The organism is Labrenzia sp. 5N (assembly GCF_012395805.1).
In the GTDB taxonomy this organism is placed as follows: Bacteria; Pseudomonadota; Alphaproteobacteria; order Rhizobiales; family Stappiaceae; genus Roseibium; species Roseibium algicola.
This window is the reverse complement of record NZ_JAAZTM010000016.1, coordinates 389,636-412,512: the sequence shown is the minus strand read 5'-3', so window position 1 is coordinate 412,512 and position 22,877 is coordinate 389,636. Positions and strand designations below refer to the sequence as shown.

At 60.1% G+C, this 22,877-nt stretch carries 22 protein-coding genes; 12 read left to right on the top strand and 10 right to left on the bottom strand.

Features of this window, described 5'->3' with window-relative positions; translation table 11 throughout:
* Positions 1 to 19: 19 nt before the first annotated feature.
* Both HEP89_RS17760 and HEP89_RS17755 read right to left on the bottom strand, forming a co-directional pair.
* On the bottom strand, positions 20 to 823 hold the full coding sequence (locus HEP89_RS17760; protein WP_062488293.1) for an SDR family NAD(P)-dependent oxidoreductase: 804 nt from the start codon (positions 821 to 823) through the stop codon (positions 20 to 22).
* On the bottom strand, positions 820 to 2,349 hold the full coding sequence (locus tag HEP89_RS17755) for an AMP-binding protein (RefSeq protein WP_168692632.1): 1,530 nt from the start codon (positions 2,347 to 2,349) through the stop codon (positions 820 to 822). Before HEP89_RS17755 ends, HEP89_RS17760 begins: the two co-directional genes overlap by 4 nt.
* 365 nt (positions 2,350 to 2,714) lie before the next feature.
* On the opposite strand from HEP89_RS17755, the gene HEP89_RS17750 reads away from it, so the two are divergent.
* Together HEP89_RS17750 and HEP89_RS17745 are read left to right on the top strand one after the other, a co-directional pair.
* Positions 2,715 to 3,260 (top strand): helix-turn-helix transcriptional regulator, encoded by a 546-nt coding sequence (locus tag HEP89_RS17750; protein WP_062488291.1) that lies wholly within the window; start codon positions 2,715 to 2,717, stop codon positions 3,258 to 3,260.
* A gap of 36 nt (positions 3,261 to 3,296) precedes the next feature.
* Entirely contained in the window at positions 3,297 to 4,337 is a 1,041-nt protein-coding gene (locus tag HEP89_RS17745) for a PLP-dependent cysteine synthase family protein (protein WP_168692631.1), read from the top strand.
* A gap of 60 nt (positions 4,338 to 4,397) precedes the next feature.
* Here HEP89_RS17745 and HEP89_RS17740 read toward each other — a convergent pair whose 3' ends face one another.
* Positions 4,398 to 5,933: a sensor domain-containing diguanylate cyclase gene (locus HEP89_RS17740; RefSeq protein ID WP_168692630.1), complete on the bottom strand. Its 1,536-nt coding sequence runs from the start codon at positions 5,931 to 5,933 to the stop codon at positions 4,398 to 4,400.
* Between the two features lie 188 nt (positions 5,934 to 6,121).
* On the opposite strand from HEP89_RS17740, the gene HEP89_RS17735 reads away from it, so the two are divergent.
* The gene (locus tag HEP89_RS17735) at positions 6,122 to 6,823 is read left to right on the top strand and encodes a DUF1287 domain-containing protein (RefSeq protein WP_168684352.1); all 702 of its coding nucleotides are present in this window, start codon (positions 6,122 to 6,124) and stop codon (positions 6,821 to 6,823) included.
* A 33-nt stretch (positions 6,824 to 6,856) separates the two neighbouring features.
* Here the strand turns inward: HEP89_RS17735 and HEP89_RS17730 are convergent, their stop codons facing one another.
* The gene (locus tag HEP89_RS17730) at positions 6,857 to 7,582 is read right to left on the bottom strand and encodes a serine protease (protein ID WP_062488287.1); all 726 of its coding nucleotides are present in this window, start codon (positions 7,580 to 7,582) and stop codon (positions 6,857 to 6,859) included.
* Between the two features lie 113 nt (positions 7,583 to 7,695).
* The gene (locus HEP89_RS17725) at positions 7,696 to 8,643 is read right to left on the bottom strand and encodes a LysR substrate-binding domain-containing protein (protein ID WP_168692629.1); all 948 of its coding nucleotides are present in this window, start codon (positions 8,641 to 8,643) and stop codon (positions 7,696 to 7,698) included.
* 113 nt (positions 8,644 to 8,756) lie between these two features.
* Between HEP89_RS17725 and HEP89_RS17720 the strand changes: the two genes are divergently transcribed.
* From HEP89_RS17720 to HEP89_RS17680, 9 genes are all read left to right on the top strand, one after another.
* Complete coding sequence (locus HEP89_RS17720) at positions 8,757 to 9,917, top strand: acyl-CoA dehydrogenase family protein (protein ID WP_168692628.1); 1,161 nt, start codon at positions 8,757 to 8,759, stop codon at positions 9,915 to 9,917.
* A complete protein-coding gene (locus HEP89_RS17715; protein WP_168692627.1) occupies positions 9,917 to 11,014 on the top strand; it encodes a CaiB/BaiF CoA-transferase family protein in 1,098 nt (365 codons plus the stop codon). The genes HEP89_RS17720 and HEP89_RS17715 overlap by 1 nt, the downstream gene beginning before the upstream one ends.
* A gap of 2 nt (positions 11,015 to 11,016) precedes the next feature.
* Complete coding sequence (locus HEP89_RS17710; RefSeq protein ID WP_168692626.1) at positions 11,017 to 11,853, top strand: MaoC family dehydratase N-terminal domain-containing protein; 837 nt, start codon at positions 11,017 to 11,019, stop codon at positions 11,851 to 11,853.
* Positions 11,847 to 12,647 carry a CoA ester lyase gene (locus HEP89_RS17705; RefSeq protein WP_168692625.1) on the top strand — a complete coding sequence of 267 codons (801 nt, stop codon included), beginning with the start codon at positions 11,847 to 11,849 and terminating at the stop codon, positions 12,645 to 12,647. Before HEP89_RS17710 ends, HEP89_RS17705 begins: the two co-directional genes overlap by 7 nt.
* The gene (locus HEP89_RS17700) at positions 12,644 to 13,354 is read left to right on the top strand and encodes an alpha/beta fold hydrolase (RefSeq protein WP_168692624.1); all 711 of its coding nucleotides are present in this window, start codon (positions 12,644 to 12,646) and stop codon (positions 13,352 to 13,354) included. Before HEP89_RS17705 ends, HEP89_RS17700 begins: the two co-directional genes overlap by 4 nt.
* 81 nt (positions 13,355 to 13,435) lie before the next feature.
* Entirely contained in the window at positions 13,436 to 14,047 is a 612-nt protein-coding gene (locus tag HEP89_RS17695; RefSeq protein ID WP_168692623.1) for a CDP-alcohol phosphatidyltransferase family protein, read from the top strand.
* Complete coding sequence (locus HEP89_RS17690) at positions 14,044 to 14,970, top strand: phosphatidate cytidylyltransferase (RefSeq protein ID WP_075283796.1); 927 nt, start codon at positions 14,044 to 14,046, stop codon at positions 14,968 to 14,970. Before HEP89_RS17695 ends, HEP89_RS17690 begins: the two co-directional genes overlap by 4 nt.
* Positions 14,971 to 15,246: 276 nt before the next feature.
* On the top strand, positions 15,247 to 15,876 hold the full coding sequence (locus HEP89_RS17685; RefSeq protein WP_023000732.1) for a lysophospholipid acyltransferase family protein: 630 nt from the start codon (positions 15,247 to 15,249) through the stop codon (positions 15,874 to 15,876).
* 4 nt (positions 15,877 to 15,880) lie between these two features.
* A complete protein-coding gene (locus HEP89_RS17680) occupies positions 15,881 to 16,420 on the top strand; it encodes a hypothetical protein (protein WP_168692622.1) in 540 nt (179 codons plus the stop codon).
* A 15-nt stretch (positions 16,421 to 16,435) separates the two neighbouring features.
* Here the strand turns inward: HEP89_RS17680 and chrA are convergent, their stop codons facing one another.
* The 5 genes from chrA to fliR all read right to left on the bottom strand — a co-directional run bounded on the left by chrA (position 16,436) and on the right by fliR (position 22,874).
* Complete coding sequence (chrA, locus tag HEP89_RS17675; protein WP_168692740.1) at positions 16,436 to 17,680, bottom strand: chromate efflux transporter; 1,245 nt, start codon at positions 17,678 to 17,680, stop codon at positions 16,436 to 16,438.
* Between the two features lie 237 nt (positions 17,681 to 17,917).
* On the bottom strand, positions 17,918 to 18,253 hold the full coding sequence (locus tag HEP89_RS17670) for a cupin domain-containing protein (RefSeq protein ID WP_023000729.1): 336 nt from the start codon (positions 18,251 to 18,253) through the stop codon (positions 17,918 to 17,920).
* Between the two features lie 52 nt (positions 18,254 to 18,305).
* Positions 18,306 to 20,858: a cell cycle histidine kinase CckA gene (gene cckA / locus HEP89_RS17665; protein WP_168692621.1), complete on the bottom strand. Its 2,553-nt coding sequence runs from the start codon at positions 20,856 to 20,858 to the stop codon at positions 18,306 to 18,308.
* Between the two features lie 153 nt (positions 20,859 to 21,011).
* Positions 21,012 to 22,091 (bottom strand): flagellar biosynthesis protein FlhB, encoded by a 1,080-nt coding sequence (gene flhB, locus HEP89_RS17660; RefSeq protein WP_023000727.1) that lies wholly within the window; start codon positions 22,089 to 22,091, stop codon positions 21,012 to 21,014.
* Positions 22,092 to 22,100: 9 nt separating this feature from the next.
* The gene (gene fliR, locus HEP89_RS17655; protein ID WP_023000726.1) at positions 22,101 to 22,874 is read right to left on the bottom strand and encodes a flagellar biosynthetic protein FliR; all 774 of its coding nucleotides are present in this window, start codon (positions 22,872 to 22,874) and stop codon (positions 22,101 to 22,103) included.
* Between the last annotated feature and the right edge of the window lie 3 nt (positions 22,875 to 22,877).

Below are 22,877 nucleotides of genomic sequence, written 5' to 3'. Positions count from 1 at the left end.
GTTTTGGTGGTCGACAGCCCTACTGAGCTGTCCAGCCGCCATCGACGGGGATTGTCACGCCCGTCACGTTGTGCGCCACCGGGCTGCACAGCCAAAGCGCCAGCGCACCGATTTCAGACGGGTCGGACGTGCGGTGGGAAGGCTGTTTTTCCGCCAGAAGATCTGCAACGCCCTTGTCGCGATCGCCGCCATGAAGGGCGGCGCGGGCTGCCACCTGCGGCTCGATGATTGCGGTTTCCGTCCAGCCGGGCGCGATACAATTGACCGTCACCCCACCCGAGGCTCTGGAACCGCTTGCCGCATATTCAAGCGCGGCCACCTTGCTCATGCCGACGACACCGAATTTCGAAGCCACGTAAGGCGCCTTGTTGACCGAGGCGACCAGCCCGTGCACCGAGGCAATGTTGATGACACGGCCAAAGCCGCGTTCGGCCATCGCCGGAAGGGCAAGACGCATCGTATGGTAGACACCTGACAGATTGACGCCGATGATGGCATCCCATGTGGCAGCATCCGCCTCGGCAAAGCTGACAGTCTTCTGGATACCCGCATTGTTGACCAGGATATCCGGGCCGCCCCAGGCGGCAACGTCCGCCATCATCGTCTCGACAGCCGCCACGTCGCGCATGTCCGCAGAAAAGAAACGGGCGTCCGGTGCCCCGGCGGCCTTGATCTCTGCCACAGCCGCTTGCGCCTCTTCCGGGTTCGCCAGACCGTGGACGGCAACGCGTGCCCCTGCCCCCGCCAGTGCCTTGGCAATCGCCAGGCCGATCCCCTGAACGGACCCGGTGACGAGAGCTGTTTTTCCGGTGAGATCTGTCATGCCGTTTCCTCCGCTTCGAGCTGTTGTCTCAGGTCCGTTTTCAGGATCTTGCCGTAGTTGTTTTTCGGCAGGGCAGCCGGGAAATGATAGCGTTTCGGCCGCTTGAACCGGGCGATCCGGTCCAGACAGAGCTTGTCGAGCTCAGCCTCGCTCACGCTCTGGCCCGGGTGACAGGCAACAAAGGCGACAACGATTTCTCCCCACTCCGGGTCCTGTCGGCCAACGACTGCCACCTCGTGCACAGCCGGGTGTGTCAGCAGCACCTCTTCGACCTCGCGCGGATAGATATTGGAGCCACCGGAAATGATGACGTCCTTGGACCGGTCCTGCAGCGTGACGTAGCCGTCCTCATCCATGCGACCAACGTCTCCGGTCCACAGCCAGCCGTCACGGATGGTCTGGGCTGTTGCCTCCTCGTTTTGCCAGTAGCCCTTCATCACCGTATCTCCGCGCACGGCAATTTCCCCGACTTCGCCGCGTGGCAGCTCTCGGCCTTCGCCGTCGACGATCGCAACCCGCACGACGGACTGGGCCGTGCCGACGGAATTCAGCCTCTCGCGCCAACGTGGATGGGTGCGGTCACAAACTTCGGCGCGCGGCAGTGCGGTGATGCCCATCGGGCATTCGCCCTGACCGTAGATCTGGACGAACCGTGCGCCCATCACTTCAACCGCTTCCAGAATGTCCGCCTCATACATTGGCCCGCCGGCATAGACGATGGTCCGCAGCCCCCGGCCAGTGCCTCCCGAAGCCTTGGCGACATCCACCAGGCGGCGGACCATGGTGGGCGCGGCAAACATGGAGATGGAGCCGATCACAGGCGCGATCTGCAGGATTTCGGCGGCATCAAACCCGCCGCTGACCGGCACGACGTGACGCGCCCCTTTCATCACGTGCATGAAATTGTAGAGCCCGGCACCATGGCTCATCGGCGCGGCATAGAGGATCGCATCCTGCGGCTTGACGTCATCGACATCGACAAAGTAGCTCAGCGCCATCGAAGCAAGATTGCCGCAAGTCAGCATCACGCCCTTGGGCCTGCCGGTGGTGCCGGAGGTATAGAAAAGCCAGGCAAGATCTGCAGGATCCAGAGGTTCCGGCGTGGTGTGCGGCGCTGCCTGGCACATGGCGCCGAATTCAGGGCTGTCGAGCGAGACAAGACCCACGCCCTCCGGCAGATGCGGCGCCACCAGCTCGGCGGTCTTTTTGTCGGCGAACACAAATTCTGCACCGGAATTTTCCACCATCCAGGCGGCTTCCTTTTCGTGCAGCTTGGCGTTTATCGGCACGGCTGCGCCGCCACGCCACCAGATGCCGTAAAGCGCTTCCAGATAGCGCGTGGAATTTGCGGCAAACAGTGCGACCCTGTCTCCCTTGCCGATGCCGTAGCCGGCAAGCGCAGCGCTTATGGCCCCGGCACTACGAGCAAACTCCAGATAGTTTGCCTTGCGCTCGGTCCCCTGCAGCAACGCCGGGCTCTGCGGGCTTCTCGCCGCGCTCCGGTATAACCATTCTGCCGGATTCATCCTGTTTTTCTCCCCCCGATACGCCGTTTGGTGCAGTGCGACCGCGTTGGTCCGCCATCCCGCTTTTCTCATCCTGAGGAAGCGCCGAGCGCTGTCTCGGAGGACGGGCGGCATATTGCGGACAAGCAGCCCATCCTTCGAGACGCGAGCAAGGCTCGCTCCTCAGGACAAGAATGACCGACCGGGCATGCCCTCCTCCGGACACACCCCAGCCAGTCTCCTCCCGGCACCTCCCTCGTCCCTTCGGCTCGCTGGTTCTTCCGGACCAGATGTGGTTTCCAGAAAAACGGCCGTGCGGGACAGCTATCTGATACTCTTCAGACCCTTAGAGCGAAAATTCCGTCAAAACACGTAACGGGGAGCCCATGGACGACTTCGCAGCGCTTGCTTTCGACAATGCGCCCGTCGGCCTGGCCTTGACGGAAGAGCGGCAGATCCGACGCTGCAATGCGCGTCTTGCCGATATGTTCGGCTTTGAGCCGGAGGAACTTTCCGGTGCCTCGCTGTCTGTCCTTTATCCCTCTTCGGAAGAGTTTCTCCGCATCGGCAAGATCGGACTGGAACGGATGAAAGGCAGTGGTCGCTACCGGGATGAACGCATCATGCGTCGCAAATCCGGAGATCTGTTCTGGTGCCGCGTGCGTGGCCAGTCTCTCAACCTTGACGCCCCGTTCGCACGGGCGGTCTGGAGCTTTGCCGACATTTCCGAAGACCGGCCTCTGGCTGAAATGAGCCTGCGTGAACGACAGGTGGCCAAACTGCTGGCCGAAGGAAATACAACCAAGGAAATCGCCCGCCTGCTCGGGCTGTCACCGCGCACGGTCGAGGTCCACCGGGCCCGGCTGATGAAGAAATTCAGCGCCCGCAACAGCCTGGAACTCATCGCCCATATTGCGGGCATTCCGCTTTAGCGCCACTCTTGGGCAACAACTGCCGGGAGAACTGCGATGGACAAATGGGTGCGGGATGCTGTCGCCAGGATTAACGCGGATGCGCATCGGTCCGCCGACACGCATCTGTTCAAGCTGCATGGCCTCAGTTGCGCCGGTGTCGATATCTATCTGAAGGATGAAAGCACCCACCCGACCGGCAGCCTGAAGCACCGTCTCGCCCGGTCGCTGTTTCTTTATGCGCTGTGCAACGGCAGGATCCGCGAAGGCACACCGGTGATCGAAGCCTCGTCGGGCAGCACAGCCGTTTCGGAAGCCTACTTTGCGCAAATGATCGGCGTTCCATTCATTGCCGTGGTGCCGCAAAGCACCGCCCACAGCAAGATCGAGCAAATACGGCTCTACGGCGGTGAACCGCATTTCGTCGGATCAGCGCCCGAGATGCACGGCGCGGCGGTGAACCTTGCCGAACAGCTCGGCGGGCATTTCATGGACCAGTTCACCTATGCGGAGCGGGCAACCGACTGGCGCGGGAACAACAACATTGCCGAAAGCATCTTCAACCAGATGGAATTCGAGCCGCATCCTGTGCCGAAGATGCTGGTGATGAGCGCCGGCACGGGTGGCACATCCGCAACGCTTGGCCGTTTTATCCGCTACCGGGGCTACGACACCGGCCTGACCGTGGTCGATCCGGAAAACTCGGTCTTCTATGATGCCTATCGTACCGGGAACCACGCTCTCACCGAAAACTGCTCAAGCCGGATCGAAGGCATTGGCCGGCCAAAGGTGGAACACTCGTTTCTGCCGGACGTCATCGACGACATGATCAAGGTGCCCGATGCCGCAAGCATTGCAACGATCCTGTGGCTGGAGAAACTGATCGGCCGCAAGGCAGGCGCTTCCACCGGTACAAATCTGTGGGGCGCGCTGCAAATCGCTGGCCGGATGATCGACAAAGGTGAGAGAGGCTCGATCGTCACGCTGATGTGCGACAGCGGTCAGCGCTATCTCGATACCTACTACAATCCGGACTGGGTCACGGCGAAGTTCGGCGATATCTCGCCATACGAAGAGGAACTGGCACGCTGGGTCTAGACAAGGAGCAGGGCTGAGCGAGAAGGCAGGCCATAGGAATGTCGTTCACTTTCACCGCAGCTAGCTCGCCACCCGCATCCTGTAGGCTTCATACGTCAGGACGTTTGCCCCGCTCTTCTTGGCTTCATACATGGCCTGGTCCGCGTGGGTGATCAACGATTTGGCATCATCTGCATCATCGGGATAGAACGACACCCCGATGCTGATGCTGATGTTGATATCCTTGCCCTTGATTTCCATCGGTCGCGAGACCTCCCGGTAAATGCGGGTGGCACAGGCCAGAACATCCTTCTCTTCCGCGTAATCGCCGATGATCACGGCAAACTCATCCCCGCCGATCCGGGTCACGACATCCCCTTCGCGCGTGCAGCGCTTGATGGTGGAGGCAACGGCCTGGAGCAGCGCGTCACCCACCGGATGCCCGTGGCTGTCGTTGACCGGCTTGAAGGTATCAAGGTCCAGCATCATCAGCGCAAACTTGCGGTTATCCCGGTCTGCAATGGCGACGTTTTCCGCAAGGCTCTGGCTGAAATGTGCCCGGTTCGAAAGGCCTGTCAGATGATCAGTCATCGCTAGCCGCCTGACAGCTTCTTCCGTCTTCTTCAGACGGGTAATATCCGAATGGGTGCCGGACATGCGCAAAGGCTTGCCGTCTTTCGTCCATTCGACCACACGTCCCCTGTCGAGAACCCAGACCCACCTGCCCTCCTTGTGGCGCATGCGAATTTCGTTGTCGTAGGCTTCCCTTGCTCCGGAAAACACCTCTGCCAGCTTCTGCTCAGATTTTTCCACATCGTCCGGATGGGTCAACCGGTACCAGGTCTGTCGGCTGACCGGCTGCAACTCGGCCAGCGAATAGCCGAGAATTTCAGCCCAGCGTTCGTTGTAGACCACCTCCCCGGTCTGAACGTTGCATTCCCAGGTCCCGACGTTGGTGCCGAAGATGATCTCTCGCAAACGCTGCTCCGAGGATCGCAGCCGCTTGTGTGCGGTGTGTCTTTCAAGCAGCAGAAAACTGACGACGACAAGCGACAGACCAAGCGTGCCGACCAGGCCCAGCATCCACTGGTTCCGGGCGTTATAGGCAGAGGAAAGTTCCGCGCTCTTGCTGTCGACCATTTCCTCCAGGCGGTTCTTGTAGTGCCACAGTTCTTGTTCCCGCTGCCGGTCGTCGGAAATATCGTGCACCACGGAAAGCAAAGCCTTCCTGCCGTCGTAGTCCACCGGAGTTGAATGAACTTCCACGCTTCGAACGGAGCCATCTGCCAGCTTGTGGCGGAAGATAAAGAAATTTCGGTGTTCAGCCTTGGCAAGTTGACGTTCGGCTTCAACCTGCTCGGCCGTCAGCTGATTGATGTTCTGAATGGACATTCGGCGCAGCGTATCCCGGTCGAACCCGTAGAAGTCTGCCGCGGCGTTGTTGGCATCAAGAATGCTTCCGGTATCCGGATCGATCAGCATCATGGTTGCGCTGTGACGCAGAAAGAACTGATCATAGGACAGGGATGCCTGCTCGGCCTGGGCAGGCGTCGCCAGCCAGGACAAAAAGACAATCATTGCCGTTTTCAGCAGTATTTCCCCAAATTTCGTCAACATTTACCGCCTTTTTCTGCAGTAAAGACTCATCAGATTAAATTTTCGAGAACAAAAAACGTGCAATTGACCGACTTCCGCAACGACACGCGCATTGGTTTACCCAACGGGAAAATCGGTCAAATGTCGCCTCGCCCCATTCCGGTCCCACTCCGCCAGTATTCCGGCTTCAGATCTATGGGAGCTCTCACATGAAGCGGCGTACATTCCTGTTCGGAACCGGACTTCTGGCAGCAGGAGGCGCCTACGCGGCACACACCCTCCCCGCTTATCGGCTGCAAACCGGGTTGCAGCTCGTCAGCAAGGCACTTGCCGGACCGTCCACGCCGCCCACTGAAGCAACGGCAAACAGTTTTGCTTTGCCCAATCCGTGGGCGGGACAGCTGATTGAGGCAGCAGAAAGCCAGATCGGCGTTACGGTGGTCTACGATCCGGCCTATGTCTCGCTCCCGTTTCCCAATGGCGACCTGCCGCGCGAACGCGGTGTATGCACCGATGTGGTCGTCAGAGCCTACCGCGACGCCTTCGGCTACGATCTCCAGTCGGCCGTTAATGCGGACATGAAGTCGGACTTTTCGTCCTATCCAAAGATCTGGGGTCTCAAACGCCCGGACAGGAACATCGACCACCGGCGGGTGCCAAACCTGCAGACCTTCTTCAGACGAAAAGGCGCAGCTCTTCCGGTCACTGCAAACGCCAAAGACTATCAGCCCGGCGACGTCGTTTCCCAGATGTTGCCTGGAAACCTGCCGCACATGGCGATTGTCAGTCACCGTGCCTCCGCAGACAGCGAACGACCAATGGTGGTCCACAACATTGGTGCTGGAACACAGCTGGAAGACCGGCTGTTCGATTTCGAAATCACCGGCCACTACAGGTTCAAACCCGCCTGACGCTCCAGGGCTGAAGTTTGCCTTTGATGGGGGTCACCCCTCCGTAAGCGTCATCAGAATGTCCGCATACCAGGCGCAATTGAGGCCTAGCGCCTCATCCAGCACGAGATCGCGCGTTCCGACATCGAGGCGGGCGGAGTGAACGCCAAGCAGTTTCCACGGCAGTTCGCTTGCGGTGTCTGCCGTATTGCGCATGACCACCGGAGCCCCACTTGTACCGCGATGCGTCCGGGCATCGGTCAGGAAATAGCCCATGCCCTGAAACCGAAAGCCGAAGGAGGAAGCCACGACCGCGTGGCGGACCACCGGCATGTGATGGAGCGTGTCATGAAACCCGAGCGGAAAACCGACAACCAGAATGGATGATCCGATCTCGACATGCTCTTGCGGGTCACTCAGGTGTTCCGGCCCGAAGGCCCGATAGACGATATTTTCAGGTAGCGCCGCCCGGTCAATCTCGATCACGGCAACGTCGATATCGCCTGCGGTATCCTCTCCCTGGCGCCAGAGGCTTTTGCCATCCCGGAAAAGCGGAATCGAAAAAGCGATCGAGTCGGCCAGATTTTCAGGATCGTTGTGGAGTTCTATTTCGATACGGGAGGGATGATGCCCGCTTGGCTCATCCACCATGACATGCCGGCTGGTAACGAGAAACAGGCGCTCATCACGCGCAAAGAAAAAGCTGCTGGCGTTCGTGAGATAGGTCTGGTCATCAAAGGTGGAAATACGGGGCGAGGTCAGCAGGACAGCGTCGATCATCGTCAATCGGTTCTCCAGAAATAGCGGGAAGCCTTGCACACATGGACAGGCTGCTTGCTCAGCCAGCATAGGGCAGTTTCGGGAAAACGACAGAGCTCCGGGTTTTGTTCCCGTCAGGAGACAGTCTCGGTGCCGGAAACCTGCGGTGGCCGGGAAGCGGCCCAGGCCCCCTTGTCGCGCAGATCCAGAATAACCTCGCGCAGCAAAGCGTGCACCGCTTCCAGCGCCCGCGTCACCGGTCGTCCACCCGGCGACATCAGATGAGCCCCGCGCCAGAGCCCCGGCGCGGCAATGCGGCTGACACGAAGGGAACCTGCTGCCACTTCCTCCGTCACCGCGTAAAGCGGCAGGATCGACGGGCCAAACCCGGCTGCGACCAGGCGCTTGATATTGTTGAAGGAGTCGATTTCCATCGCGATTTCAGGTGCAAAGCCCAACGCCTGGAACGTCCGGTCAATCAGCACCCGCAAGCCGTGCGCTCCGCTCGGCAGCACCATTGGCACGTTGTCGAGTGCCGCCATGTTCATTTCCTGCGGACGTTCGGCATCGGCGGGCCACAAAACCACAAGCTCTTCTTCAAGCAACAATTCAGACCGGATACGTGCATCCTTGGAACGGCTGTAAAGCACGGCAAGATCGATCTTGCCTTCGCTCAGCCAATCGCCAACAAAACCGCTCATGGCCTCGGTAATATTGAGCGTGATCCGCGGAAAGCGGTCACGCGCCGCCAGGATCAACGGCAGAGACACCATGGCGCTGATCGTGCCCGGCAGGCCGATCCGCACGATGCCGGACGGATCGGTTTCCAGATTGCGGATATCGTCTTCCGTGCGCGCCAGATCCTCGAGAATTGCCCGCGCCCTTTGCAGCAGCAGGTCTCCCGCCTCCGTGGGCGTGACACCGGAGCGACTGCGCGTCAGCAGCCTGGTGCCAAGCTGCTCCTCCATGTTCTTCAGGTGCAGCGACAGGGCCGGCTGCGCCACATGCAGGCTTTCGGCAGCCCGCGTAAGCGAACCCTGCGCAACGATTTCCAGAAAATAGCGGAGTTGGCGGATGTCCATGGCAACAAGTTAGCATATAAAATTTATATGATACCCATCCAAAACATATATTTGTTCAATAGCACCTCAAAGGCTTAATTGCGGTCAACGAACACGCCAGACGAAAAGCCCACATGACAAGCCAAACCGACAGCTACCAGGACATTCGCGACGGCATCCGCGCGCTATGTGCCCAGTTTCCCGCCGAATACCACCGCAAAATCGATGAGGCCCGCGCCTATCCGGAAGAATTTGTCGACGCCCTGACACGCGAAGGCTGGATGGCCGCACTTATTCCGGAGGACTACGGCGGATCGGGCCTCGGGCTCACCGAAGCTTCGGTCATCATGGAAGAAATCAACCGTGCAGGCGGCAATTCCGGTGCTTGTCACGGCCAGATGTACAACATGAACACGCTCGTGCGGCATGGCTCGGAAGAACAGCGGCTGAAATATCTGCCGAAGATCGCAAGCGGCGAATTGCGGTTGCAGTCCATGGGCGTGACCGAGCCGACGACGGGCACGGACACCACCAGGATCAAGACCACTGCCGTGAAGAAGGGCGACCGCTACGTCGTCAACGGCCAGAAGGTCTGGATCAGCCGTGTGCAGCATTCCGACCTGATGATCCTCCTGGCGCGCACAACGCCGCTCGCCGACGTGCAGAGGAAATCGGAAGGCCTTTCGATCTTCCTGGTCGATATCAGGCAAGCCATGAAATCAGGCATGGAGGTTCGCCCGATCCTGAACATGGTCAACCACGAGACCAACGAACTCTTCTTCGACAATCTGGAAATCCCGGAAGAAAATCTCATCGGCGAGGAAGGAAAAGGCTTCAAATATATCCTTACCGGCCTCAACGCCGAACGCACACTGATTGCCGCCGAATGTATCGGCGATGGCTACTGGTTCACCGACAAGGTGACTGACTATGTGCGCGAACGGGAAGTCTTCGGCCGTCCCATAGGCCAGAACCAGGGCGTCCAGTTTCCGATCGCTGAAGCCTATATCGAGATCGAGGCGGCCAATCTGATGCGCTATAAGGCCTGTAGCCTGTTCGATGCCGGCGCTCCCTGCGGCGCCGAGGCAAACATGGCCAAATACCTGGCCGCAAAGGCAAGCTGGGAAGCGGCGAATGCCTGCATCCAGTTCCATGGCGGCTTCGGTTTTGCCTGCGAATATGACGTCGAGCGCAAGTTCCGCGAGACGCGGCTCTACCAGGTGGCACCAATCTCCACCAACCTCATCCTTTCTTATGTTGCCGAGCATGTGCTTGGTCTGCCGAGGTCGTTCTGATGGTGTTGCCGCTGGAAGGATTGAACGTCGTCGCCATCGAACAGGCGGTGGCCGCCCCCTACGCCACGTCGCGGCTTGCGGATGCGGGAGCGACAGTCACCAAGGTCGAACGGCCCGAGGGTGATTTTGCCCGGGGGTATGACGACGTTGCCAAGGGTCAGTCGAGTTACTTTGTCTGGCTGAACCGGGGCAAGGACAGCATCACGCTGGATCTTGGTTCCGACACGGGCAAGGAAAAGCTGGCGCAGCTGATCGCAGACGCCGATGTCCTGATCCAGAACCTCAAGCCTGGCGCCTTGGCCCGCCTTGGTTTTGATCCGGACAGGTTGGTGGTGGATTATCCGCGCCTCATTACCTGCTCCATCAGCGGTTTCGGCGAAACCGGGCCGATGGCCGACCGCAAGGCCTATGATTTGCTGATCCAGGCCGAAACCGGTCTTTGTTCGATCACCGGCGGGCCGAACGAACCCGCGCGTGTCGGCATCTCCCTTGTCGACATCGCCACCGGGGCAACGGCCTATACCGCCATTCTGGAAGCGCTGATCCAGCGCGGGATCACCGGCAAGGGCGCGCAGATCTCGGTTTCCATGTTCGATGTTCTTGCCGACTGGCTGACAGTTCCCCTTCTCAACCACGAAGGCGGCAAGAGCCCCCAGCGGGTCGGCCTCGCCCATCCTTCGATTGCGCCTTATGGCGTCTTCCAGCCAAAGGAAGGTCCGGCAATTCTGATCGCCATTCAAAGCGACCGGGAATGGAGGACCCTTTGCAGCGACTTCATCGGAAAACCCGAACTCGGCACCAATCCAAGGTTCGCAACAAACGTCGCGCGGGTGAACAATCGCAGGGAAACGGATGCCGCTGTTGGCGAAGCCTTTGCGAAATTTGATGCCGAAACGGCCATCAGGTTGCTGACGGATGCCAATATCGCATTGGCCTCGGTCAACGATATGAAAGGCCTGTCGACCCATCCGCACCTGAGGCGTATCACCGTCGACAGCCCGAATGGCCCGGTCTCCTTCCCCGCCCCTGCGGCCATCTTTTCGGGCGAACCGCGCAGCTACGGCCCGATCCCGGCCCTCAAGCCCCTGGAGGCGTGATCATGGACCTCGACATCGACCACCTGCGCAGCTGGATAGGGCGCGAAGACAGCGCCTCGGAGGTCTTGAGCCCCGCACTGGTTCGCCAGTTCAACGCGACCTTTGACCGGACATCAGGCGAAGCTCCGGGTGATATCGCGCCGCTGCTGATCCATTTCTGCCTTGCTCAGCCGGCCGTTCAGACAGCCGGTCTGGGACCGGACGGTCATGCGGCCCGTGGCGGCTTCCTGCCGCCCGTGCCCCTGCCCCGACGCATGTGGGCAGGCGGCGAGTTCACCTTCCAGGGTGACATCCGGATTGGCGAAGAGGTCCGGCGGGTGTCAACCGTCAGGGATGTGGTCCTGAAACAAGGCCGCACCGGGCCACTCTGTTTCGTCACGATCAATCATGAAGTCACTTCTGACGGCCAACCTGTCTTGAGCGAGCGTCAGGACATCGTCTACCGGGAGGCACAGAACGTTGCGGGCATGAAGACAACCCCGGCGCCTGCGACGGCTGGAGACCACGTCATGCAGATCACGCCATCGGCCGCCTACCTCTTCCGTTATTCGGCCATGACCTTTAACGGGCACCGCATCCACTACGACAAGGACTATGTCCGCGACGTGGAAGGCTATCCAGGGCTTATTGTTCACGGTCCCTTGCAGGCCACATTGCTTTGCCAGTTCGCTGCGGATCTCAAGGAAAGAGCACCGAAAACATTCCGGTTTCGAAGTCTGTCGACCATATTCGACACTGCGGACTTCACGGTGAACGCGCAAACGGAGGGAGAAACCATGAAGCTCTGGACCGCGCAGCTTGGCGGCCCGGTTGCCATGGAGGCGACGGCAGCATGGTAACGGCAGTCAGGACACCTCTGTTCGTGCCGGCAAATAGGCCCGACCGGTTCCCCAAGGCAGCCGCAACCGAAGCCGACGCGATCATCCTGGATCTGGAAGACGCGGTCCCCGCATCGGAGAAAGAGGCCGCCCGCACCAATCTGACAACCGGCTTCACCGAAAAACCGGTCATCGTGCGCATCAACGCCGTTGGGACTTCGTGGCACCTGGAGGATGTCGTTGCTCTTTGCAAGCTGGCACCGGATGCCGTCATGCTGCCGAAGGCGGAGGCTCCCGGAGAGATTGCCACGCTCCACACTGCCCTGGGTGGCTCGGTCCCGGTTATCGCGCTCATTGAAAGTGCCAGGGGGCTTGCCAATGCCAGGAGCATTGCAAGCACCGATGGGGTGGTTCGACTGGCTTTCGGGTCCATCGACTATTGCGCCGATCTAGGCTGCGCGCATTTGAAAGACGTGCTCTTGCCCGTTCGCTCCGAACTGGTTCTGGCGTCCCGGCTTGCCGGCATCGCGGCCCCGATCGACGGCGTCACAGCACAGCTCGACAACCCTGCGCAGACATTTGAAGACGCCTCCCATGCACGGGATCTCGGTATGGCCGGCAAACTCTGCATTCACCCAAGACAGCTTGCCGAGATCAAACGCGCCTTCGCCCCGAGCCTCGACGAAATCGAGTGGGCCAGGCGTGTTCTCGCCTCGGGGGATGGCGCAGCCAATGTCGATGGCGCAATGGTCGACGAGCCGGTCCGCATCCGTGCCCGGACAATCCTCGCCTCCGCGCAGGAGGCCGATGCATGAGCCTGCCGCAGATCGTCCTGATCCCGGGGCTCCTGAACGATGCGGATCTCTGGCGGGATCAGATCACCGGTCTCGCTGACATCGCTCGGCCCCGGGTTGCCGACATAACACGCGGTACTTCGCTGGGGGCTCTGGCGGAAATGGTTCTGGCCACCAGCGAGGACCGCTTTGCGCTCGCCGGGTTTTCGCTCGGCGGTATCGTCGCTCAGGAAATCCTGCGCCGCGCCCCGGAACGCGTGACCCATCTCGCCCTCCTCGACACCACCATGCTGCCTGACACGCCGGAACGCGCCGCAGAGCGCGAACAACTGATTGCCCAGGCGTCGAAACCTGGCCGTTTCCACGGTTTCGGCAGAAAACTCGCCCAGTCCTATCTTGCCCCGGAAAACCGGGACAATGCCGACATGATCAATCGGGTTCGTGCCATGACGCAGCGGCTTGGTCCAGACGTCTTCATTCGCCAGACGCGCATTGCTCGCCCCGACAGCCGCGCGTCGCTCACCGGCATTACCTGCCCGACACTGGTGCTGTGTGGCAATCATGATCAGTTGACGCCGCCGGAGCTTCATCGGTCCATGGCCAGCCTGATCCAGTCAGCGGACCTTGTCGTCCTGGAACACAGTGGCCACCTGACACCGCTGGAAGAGCCGGAAAATGTTACTGATCACCTGAAACGCCTGCTCCAGCGCGACCCTGTCAGGAAGTGACAGCAGGCAATTGAAATTCTAGCGTGCACCGGGTGCTCTATACCTATATCTTTCCCGAAAATTAGTCGGGAAAGTTTTTGAATGCCAACGATTTACCAGCTGAAGTCCCGTTTTCAGGACCTGCTTCGCCCCGTGTGCAGATCGCTTGCCGCAAACGGGGTGACGGCCAATCAGGTAACCCTGGCCGCGCTTGGCCTGTCGATTGGCGAAGGCCTGCTGCTCTGGATCTTTCCCGGCGCTTTCCTGCCCTTGATCCTGTTGCCGCTGGTTCTGTTCATCCGCATGGGCCTCAATGCGATCGACGGCATGCTGGCGCGGGAACACGACCAGAAATCCGACCTTGGCGCGGTGCTCAACGAACTGGGCGATGTGCTGTCAGACGCTGCGCTCTACCTGCCCTTCGCACTCCTGCCTTTTGTCGATGGGCCGATTGTCGTCGGACTGGTCGTACTTGCCATCATCGGCGAAATGACCGGCGTGATCGCAGTCCAGATCGGCGCAAGCCGCCGGTATGACGGCCCCTTCGGCAAGAGCGACCGGGCAGCCCTGTTCGGTCTTTGCGGATTCCTGATGGCCTTTGGCCTGACCGCGCCTCTCCTTTATCAGATCCTTTTCGGTGCCGGGCTGGCGCTGTCCGCGGTCACCATCTTCAACCGCGCCAGGGCGGCAATCAGGGAGAAACAATCCGCATGAACCTCCTGACCATCCATTGGGCCCTGATCGGCATCTGGGCCGTGCTGTGCGTTGCCAGCGCCATCGTCTTCGTGATTTCGAAACGCTCCACCAAGAACATGAGCGAACTGGTTCAGCGCACCGTCAGCTGGTGGGTGATGGTGGCAATCTTCACCGTCTCCTTCCTGGTCAGCAACACGGTCTCGATCATTGTTTTCGCCCTTATCAGCTTCCTGGCGCTGAAAGAGTATTTCTCGATGATCCCCACCCGCCGGGCTGACAGGCGGGTGCTGTTTTGGGCGTATCTGTCGATCCCCGTGCAGTACTTCTGGGTCTACGACAGCTACTATGGCATGTTCGCGGTGTTCATCCCGGTCTACATGTTCCTGTTCCTGCCCTTCGTCAGCCTGCTGACCCAGCAGACCGAGGGCTTCCTGCGCGCTGTCGGCACCCTCAACTGGGGGCTAATGCTATGCGTCTTCTCCATCAGCCACGCGGCTTTCCTCCTGATCCTGCCGGCGACCGAGGCCAACAGCACCGGCGGCCCAGGCCTGCTGCTGTTCCTCCTGTTCCTGACCCAGTTCAACGACGTTGCCCAATACACCTGGGGCAAATTGTTTGGCCGTCACAAGATCATTCCGGGCGTCAGTCCCAACAAGACGTGGGAAGGCTTTCTTGGCGGCGTTGCAACCACTTTTGTTCTGTCCCTTCTGACCGCACCGCTGGTCACGCCCTTTGACATGATCCACGCCGCTGCCGCCGGCCTGCTGATCCCGGTCGCGGGGTTCGTTGGTGATGTCACCGTCTCGGCCCTGAAGCGGGATCTCGGGGTCAAGGACACCGGCAGTCTTATTCCCGGTCATGGTGGCATCCTCGACCGGATCGACAGCCTGACCTACACCGCACCGCTGTTCTTCCACTTCACCCGTTACTTCTATTACTGAAGGGGATGTCAGGATGACCGCTCCCACTCTGCGCACGCAGTCGGCAGACTTCTCTTTCTCTCTTCTCCAAGCCCACGCGCCTCTCCTCTCGTCATCCCGGCCAAGCGCAGCGCGAGCCGGGATCGGGGAGCCACTAGATCGGCTGAAAGGTGCAGCCACTGATCATGCGCCTGGGTTCCCCGGCCCCGGATCTCCGCTTCGCTGCGTCCGGGGTGACCGAGGAGAGGACGACACTGGAACAAGCGCTCGATCGTCAGCATTCAGGAACATTCACTGATGCTCCAGAAGATCTTTTACATCTTCGTCAAGATCGCGGTCCTGTTCCTGCTCGGGCTTAACGTGCGTCGCAAGGAACTGCTGCCGGCCAACGGTCCGGCGATCATTGTTGCCAACCACAACAGCCATCTGGATACGATGGTGCTGATGGCCTTGATGCCCCTGTCGAAGCTGAAGGACATCAAGCCGGTTGCGGCGGCAGATTATTTCTTCTCCTCCCCTCTCAAGGCCTGGCTGTCGGAACATGTCCTCGGCATTATCCCGGTGGAGCGTGGCCGGAAAGAGAAGAATGTTGACCCGCTGGAAGGCTGCTACGAGGTTCTGCGTCAGGGCAAGGTTCTGATCCTGTTTCCCGAAGGTTCGCGCGGTGAACCGGAACAGATGACGGATCTCAAGAAAGGCGTTTCCTTTCTTGCCGAACGGTTCCCGGAAGCACCGGTCGTGCCCGTCTTTACCCACGGCCTCGGCAAGGCCTTGCCGAAGGGGTCATTCCTGCTGGTGCCGTTCTTCTGCGATATTTTCGTCGGGGAACCAATTACTTGGAACGAGGACCGGACTCATTTTATGACCGGGTTGAAGGAGCGCTTTAACGCTCTCTCGACGGAAAAGACCTTTGCATCCTGGGAATAGTAAGTTGGCACTTTTCTGCCTGGCAGCGCTCTGGAGCTTTGCCGAGGCAACGCTGTTCTTCATCGCTCCCGACGCGCTTTTGAGCATCATCGCGCTTCGCTCCCTGGGCAAGGCCATGACAGCGGCGCTTCTGGCGTCCTTCGCGGCCGCGTTCGGCGGTCTGTTGGTCTGGACCTGCGTACAGCATTTTCCGGAAGAAACGCTTCAGGTGCTGCTGCTTGTGCCCGGGATTTCGGGATCAACATTTGAAATGGCCAGGCAGCTTTTGCAGGCAGGCCTGTTCGAGGGATTGCTCGGGGGAGCCTTCAGCGGCATCCCTTACAAGGTTCTTTCGGCTGAAGCGGGCTACGCCTCGATCCCCGCACAATCGCTTTTTCTTGTCTCGCCGGTGGCACGGCTACCAAGGTTTGTGCTTGTCGCCTTCATTTCCTGGTCAGTGTCCCGGCTTGTCGGCGCCCGTCTCAGCGACAGGAGAAAGCTCGCCCTTTGCCTTGCAGTCTGGCCATTTGTCTATGCCAACTATTTTCTCACCGCGGGCTGGTGAGCGGGCACAGCCCCCTCATCCCACTTGTGACAGCAGCACCCCGCCAAGTGCCGCCGTCAGCAGCACCCAGATCAGCCCCATGTGAAATCGCAGGAGCAACAGGCCACACAGGGCCGCGAGGACCGGCACGCGCCAATCGAGGCTGGCAAGGTCCGGGATCCAGAGTGTCACGACACCCCACTTTGTCGCCGTGACCTCTTCGAAGAAGACATGCAGCGCGAACCAGACCGACAGGTTGAGCACGACGCCAACCACCGCCGCTACGATGGCCGAAAGTGCCGACTTGAGCCTCGGCTGCGCCGAGATCCATTCGATGTAAGGCGCTCCGGCAAAGATCCAGAGGAAACAGGGAGCAAAGGTCGCCCAGAGCGCAACCAGCCCCCCTGCGAGGCCAAGCAGAAGCCCACCTTCGTGAAAGGCCGCCAGAAAGCCGACGAACTGGGTCACCAGAATGAGCGGCCCCGGTGTTGTTTCCGCCAGACCCAGCCCGTCCATCATTTCACCCGCGCTCAGCCAGCCGTGAATGGCGACGACGTCCTGGGCCATATAGGCAAGCACCGCATAGGCGCCGCCAAAGGTGACGACAGCGAGCTTTGAAAAGAACCAGCCGATATCCGCCAGCAAGGGCACGTTGCCGGCCAGATCCAGCAGCGCCAGCGGCGCGATCCAGATGAAGGTCCAGAGAAACACCGTGCGGAGTGTTTTCGCAATCGGTCTGCCAATCGCAACGACAGGCTCACCGTGGCTTTCAGTCTGCGCCACGCTGAACGCGGCACCGTAAAGCCCGGCGGCCAGAACAATCAGCGGGAACGGCAGGGCCAGAAAGAAAATTCCGACAAAGGCCAGAGCTGCAATGACCCATTGCCGCCTGATGGTGAGTGCCCGTTTGGAGAGGCGCAGCAACGCCTCCAGAACCACGATCAGGACGGCTGCCTTGATGCCCAGAAACAGATGACTGACCAGCGGCACATTGCCGAAGGTTCCGTAAACCGCGGCAAGTGCGAAAATTGCGAGTGCGCCGGGAACGACAAACAGAAGGCCCGCCAGCAAGCCACCGGCAACGCCGCGCAGTTTCCAGCCACAGTACGTCGCCAGTTGCATGGCTTCCGGACCCGGCAGCAACATGCAGAACCCGAGAGCGTTGACGTAGCTTTTTTCCGAAAGCCAGCCGGTCTCATCAACCAGCTTGCGGTGCATCAGCGCGATCTGTGCGGCCGGACCACCGAAAGACAGCAGACCAATGCTGCCAAAGACGGACATCAGCCGCCGCCAGGAGGCTTCCTGGTCGAAAGCTGTTCCATCCTTGCCCGGAGCGCCTTCACCAGGTGCATGATGTGCGGTCAACGTGTCAGCCCTTTTCGTCGCAGACAGCCTGTCGTGACCTTCCTCTAACGCATTCGGGATGGAAGGGTAACTGCAATCCTTACCCGAATGCCGTCAGACCTGAACCGGTGCAACACAGTGGCAGGCGGCAGCGACCAGAGCCTGTATGAAGTGCTATCCCTTGACCGGATAGCGGTCAGGCTCCTCGAAGACATCGATCACCTTGGTTCCGGCCTTGATGATCGCACTGTGCTCCGCCCCGCTGGGAATATCGTAGATAGCGCCCGGACCCATCGTCCTTGTTTCTCCAGCGATGGTGAATTCGATCTCGCCGCTCAGGACAGTGCCCCACTGCGCCAGATGCGAATGCGGCGGCAGGACCATGTCCTTCACGAAATCGAAAAAAACGACCAGTCCGGCGTCCGAGCGCACTGCGTAGGATCTGACAACGTCCTCGGGAAAGGGAACATCGAGAGCGGGAAACTTTCGGATGAAATCTGGAAGCTGCATGGACCTCTTGCCTCAAACGGATGGTGTTGAGGCAAGTCTGGACCAGGTCGGCCTATCCGTTCAAGACATCCTTCACAGTCGTCGCAAGCTGCTTCAGCGTGAAAGGCTTGGGCAGGAAGAAGAACTGTTCGCCCGGTGGCAGGTTTTCCTCGAAGGCGTCCTCGGCATAACCGGACACGAAGATGATCTTGAGGTCCGGCCGGGTCTTGCGCAGCTCGACCAGAAGCGTCGGCCCGTCCATTTCCGGCATGACCACATCGGAGACCACGAGATCGATCTTGCCGTCGGTCTCTTCCATGACCTCCAGCGCCTCGTTGCCCGAGCCCGCCTCGTAGACGGTGTAGCCGCGCGACGCGAGGGCACGGGCGCCAAAGGCACGCACGGCCTCCTCGTCTTCCACCAGCAGGATCGATGCGGAACCGGTCAGATCCTTGACCTTTTCCGGCTCGACTTCCTTCGGCTCCGGCTTTTTCTTCTCCACGACCTTCGGAATGTGGCGTGGCAGGAACAGACGGAACGTCGTGCCGACATCGACTTCGGAGGTACAGAAAATGAAACCGCCGGTCTGTTTGACGATGCCGTAAACCGTCGACAGGCCAAGGCCCGTTCCCTTGCCGACTTCCTTGGTGGAGAAGAACGGATCGAAGATCTTCTCCATCACGTCGGGCGGAATGCCGTGGCCCGTGTCGTCCACCTCGACAAGGGTGTATTCGCCCGGTGGCATGCCGCGGATGTTGTCGAACTGTGTGCTTTCGGCTTCGTTGACGTTGCGCGTACGGATGGTCAAACGGCCACCGTCGGACATTGCATCGCCCGCGTTTACCGCCAGGTTGACGATCACCTGCTCCAGCTGGTTCAGGTCGGCCATGACCGGCCACAGGTCCCGGCCGTGGATCACCTTCAGTTCCACCTTCTCGCCCAGCAGGCGGTCGAGCAGGATGGAGAGATCTGCCAGAACGTCGTTCAGCTCCAACTGCTGCGGACGCAGCGTCTGACGACGCGAGAAGGCCAGAAGCTGCCGCACGAGGCCGGCTGCACGGTTGGCGTTCTGCTTGATGTTCATGATGTCCTGGAAGGACGGATCGGTCGGCCTGTGGCTTGCCAGAAGCAGATCCGAGAAGCCGATGATCGCAGTCAGGACGTTGTTGAAGTCATGCGCGACACCCCCGGCCAGCTGGCCGATGGCCTGCATCTTCTGGCTCTGGGCGAACTGGGCTTCCAGGGCTCGCTGCTGGGTGGTTTCAAGCGCGTAGACGATGGCGGCTTCGCCGTCGCCCTCACCTTCCTGCACTGCGGAGACGTAGAAGGTTGCGGAACGCGGGTCATTGCCCTCGACCAGAGGAATGTCTATCGGCGCAATCTCGCCGATCCCTTTGGCAGCGGCCTGGAGAGATTTCGCCAGTTCCTGCCGCCCGCTCTCGGCCACATAAGCCTCCAGCTTGGGAGATTCGTCATCCGTATCGACCGCACCGAACAGCTTCAGGAACGGCGCGTTGGTTCTCAGGACCCGGCCTTCCTTGTCGAGCGAGGCAATGGCGATCGGCGTGTTGTTGAAGAAACGGGCAAAGCGGACTTCCGCCGCCCGAAGCGCCTCGGAGGCTTCCTCACCGCGAGACCTGTTGAGAACCAGTGTGCGGCTGTCACCCGGCTGGCCGTTTTCACCGAAAGGCACACGGTGGAGCAGTCGCACCGGCAGGCCGCGTCCGTTGCGGGTGACGAAGTCGAGATCAAAGGTTTCGCTCTTGACCTCGCCCGCCTGACCCTTGATCGAGCGGATCAGCTCGGTGCCGTCGCCGCGCACGATGCTCGAAAGATCGAGGTCGCCCGCGTCGAACTGGGCAAGATCGTAGCCAAGCCAGTCGGCCAGGGTGGCGTTGAGATAGACGATGCGGCCTTCCGCATCACAGGAGAAGAAACCGGCCGGCGCGTGATCCAGGAAATTGATGACGCGCTGCAGTTCCTGAAACGAGTTTTCCTGTTCGGCCCGGTCGCGGGTGATATCGGCCAGCTGCCAGACCGCCATGGGCTTGCCACCGCCGCGTTCCTTGGACACCTGCAGCGGCCGGATCGACACCCGATACCAGCGCGCAGCGCCGTCGGCCCTGCCGAGCGGGAACGGCATGCGGATCTCTTCTTGCGCCCTGCGGCTGTCGCGCATGGCCTGGGACAGGCGGAAAATGGCGTCGGCGGCATCCGGATCGGAGGAAAACACACGCTCGACCACACGGATGTCGGCAGCGGTTTCAGCGCCGGTCAGATCCGCATAGGCCTTGTTGGCATAGACAAGCCGGCCGTCCAGATCGGTAATGAGCGCTCCGTCTTCAAGGGTATCGACAAAAGCGGAGGCAAGCGGATTGGCTTCGCCTGGGCGGGCCGACAGACGCAGAAAGCCTATGGCTCCGGCAAACAGGCAGAAAACGCCGACGACGGCCAGGATACCGAGCAGTGCAAGAATAAACGGCTGCGCCACTTCGCGGTCCATGACCGCAAAGGCAGCAGCAGCGCCGACGAGCAGCAGTGCGAGGCCTATGAGAAGGCCTATATTACCGGAACGTTCCGGGCGGCTGATCATCGGCCCGCTCGGCGTCCCGTCCATGTCACTCATCAATCCTGTCTCCCGGGCCCGATTCGGTTCTTGAAGGGGCCGTACATAAGCATTCTGTGCTTAATAGCCGATTTCAACTGATATGCGACCAAGTCCTGTTGAAATTCACCTGTTTGCCGCGGACTTTTTCAGTCCGCTATCCTTGAGAGCAACTTAGTTGGCACGCCAGGATGCGCGCTTGCGCATGCGGAAGACGAAGCCGATGACTTCGGCAACGGCCTTGTAGTGTTCTTCCGGAACTTCCTGGTCGATCTCGACTGTCGCATAAAGCGCGCGGGCCAGAGGCGGATTTTCGACGACCGGAATATCGCTTTCCTTGGCGAGCTCACGAATTTTGAGCGCGACCGCATCGGTACCTTTCGCAAGGCAGAGCGGTGCTCCCATGCCTTCTTCATACTTCAACGCCACAGCATAGTGCGTCGGGTTGGTCACGACCACTGTGGCCTGCGGTACCGCCGCCATCATGCGCTTGCGCGACCGCTCCATGCGCAGCTGGCGGATCTTGCCCTTGACCTGCGGATCACCTTCGGTCTGTTTGTATTCTTCCTTGACCTCGCGCAGGGACATCTTCTGCTTGTTGAACCATTTGTTGCGCTGGTAGATGAAGTCGGCCGCGGCAACCACCGTCATCACAGCCAGCACGGCAGCCAGAAGCTGCAGGATCAGGATTCGCGCCTCCTCCAGGATGATGTTCGTATCGGCGAACACCATAACTTCCGCTTCGTCGCGGTGCGGCCACATCACCGCCACCATGATGGCGCCGACAACGGCAATTTTCACCATTCCCTTGGCAAAGTTTACGAGACTGTCGGCGGAAAACAGCCGCTTGAAACCGGAGGCCGGTGAAACCTTCGAGAATTTCGGCTTGATCGTTTCCGCGGTCAGCAGTGGCTGATGCTGGACGAGATTGCCCGCCACAGCCATGATCACCAGCGCCAGCAACGGAATGCCGACGATAAGAGCAACCGACTGCCCCGTGTCCCGCCACAGGGCTTTCAGCGCATAGCCGTCCACCGCAATCTGGTGGGCATGCTCCATGTAGCCCTTCATCAACTCGCCCAGCGACACGGCGGTGCTGGGCGCGAAAATGGCAATCATCAGCGTCGCACCGGCCAGTGTGAACCAGGTGCTGACTTCCTGAGATTTCGGTACGTCCCCCTTGTCATGCGCCTCTTTCAGGCGCTTGTGCGTGGGGTCCTCTGTTTTTTCCGAGTCGTCGGTATCGTCAGCCATAGCGCAGCGCTACCCCACGATGAACTTGCCGAGCGATTCCTGAAAATGATCCAGATAGAACATCATCAGGGTTGCGATCAGCACCATGAGCAGGAACAGCCCGATCGCGATATTCACGGGCATGGCGATAAAGAAGATCTGCATCTGCGGCATCAGCTTGTTGAGCAGACCAAGGCCGAAATAGAAAACCAGACCGACAACCAGAAAAGGCGCGCTCATGCGCACCGCGATGGAAAACACATGCGCAACGGTTTCCGTCGCGTTCTGTGAGAAGTCCCCGACCGGCGGAGCAAGGCCAGGCGGAAAGATCGTGAAACTGTCGTGGAGCGCCGCGATCACCAGGAAGTGGCTGTCGCTGACGAAGACCAGCGTAATACCGAGAATGGACAGGAAGTTGCCGAACAGCGCCCCCTGCTGGCCCTGGTTGGCGAAATCCGTCCCAAGCGCGAAGGCAAGGCCGGACTGGTTGGCCATGATCATGCCGGCTATCTGCAAGACGGACGTGATCATCTTGGCGCACAGGCCGATACCGAAACCGATGGCCAGTTCTCCGAACAGGAGCGCAATCATGCGATAGGTATTGGATGTCAGGTCGGCAGGGTAATACTGCGAACCGACGGGATAGAGAACAATCGTCAACGCCAGGGCAATGGTCAGCCGAAACCGTGTCGGGATCGTGCTTTCGCCCAGAGCCGGCAGCAACATGACCATCGTGCCCATACGTGCGAACATCAGCATGAAGATGGCTGCGATATTCGGCAGATAATCGAGCTGGATGGTCATGAA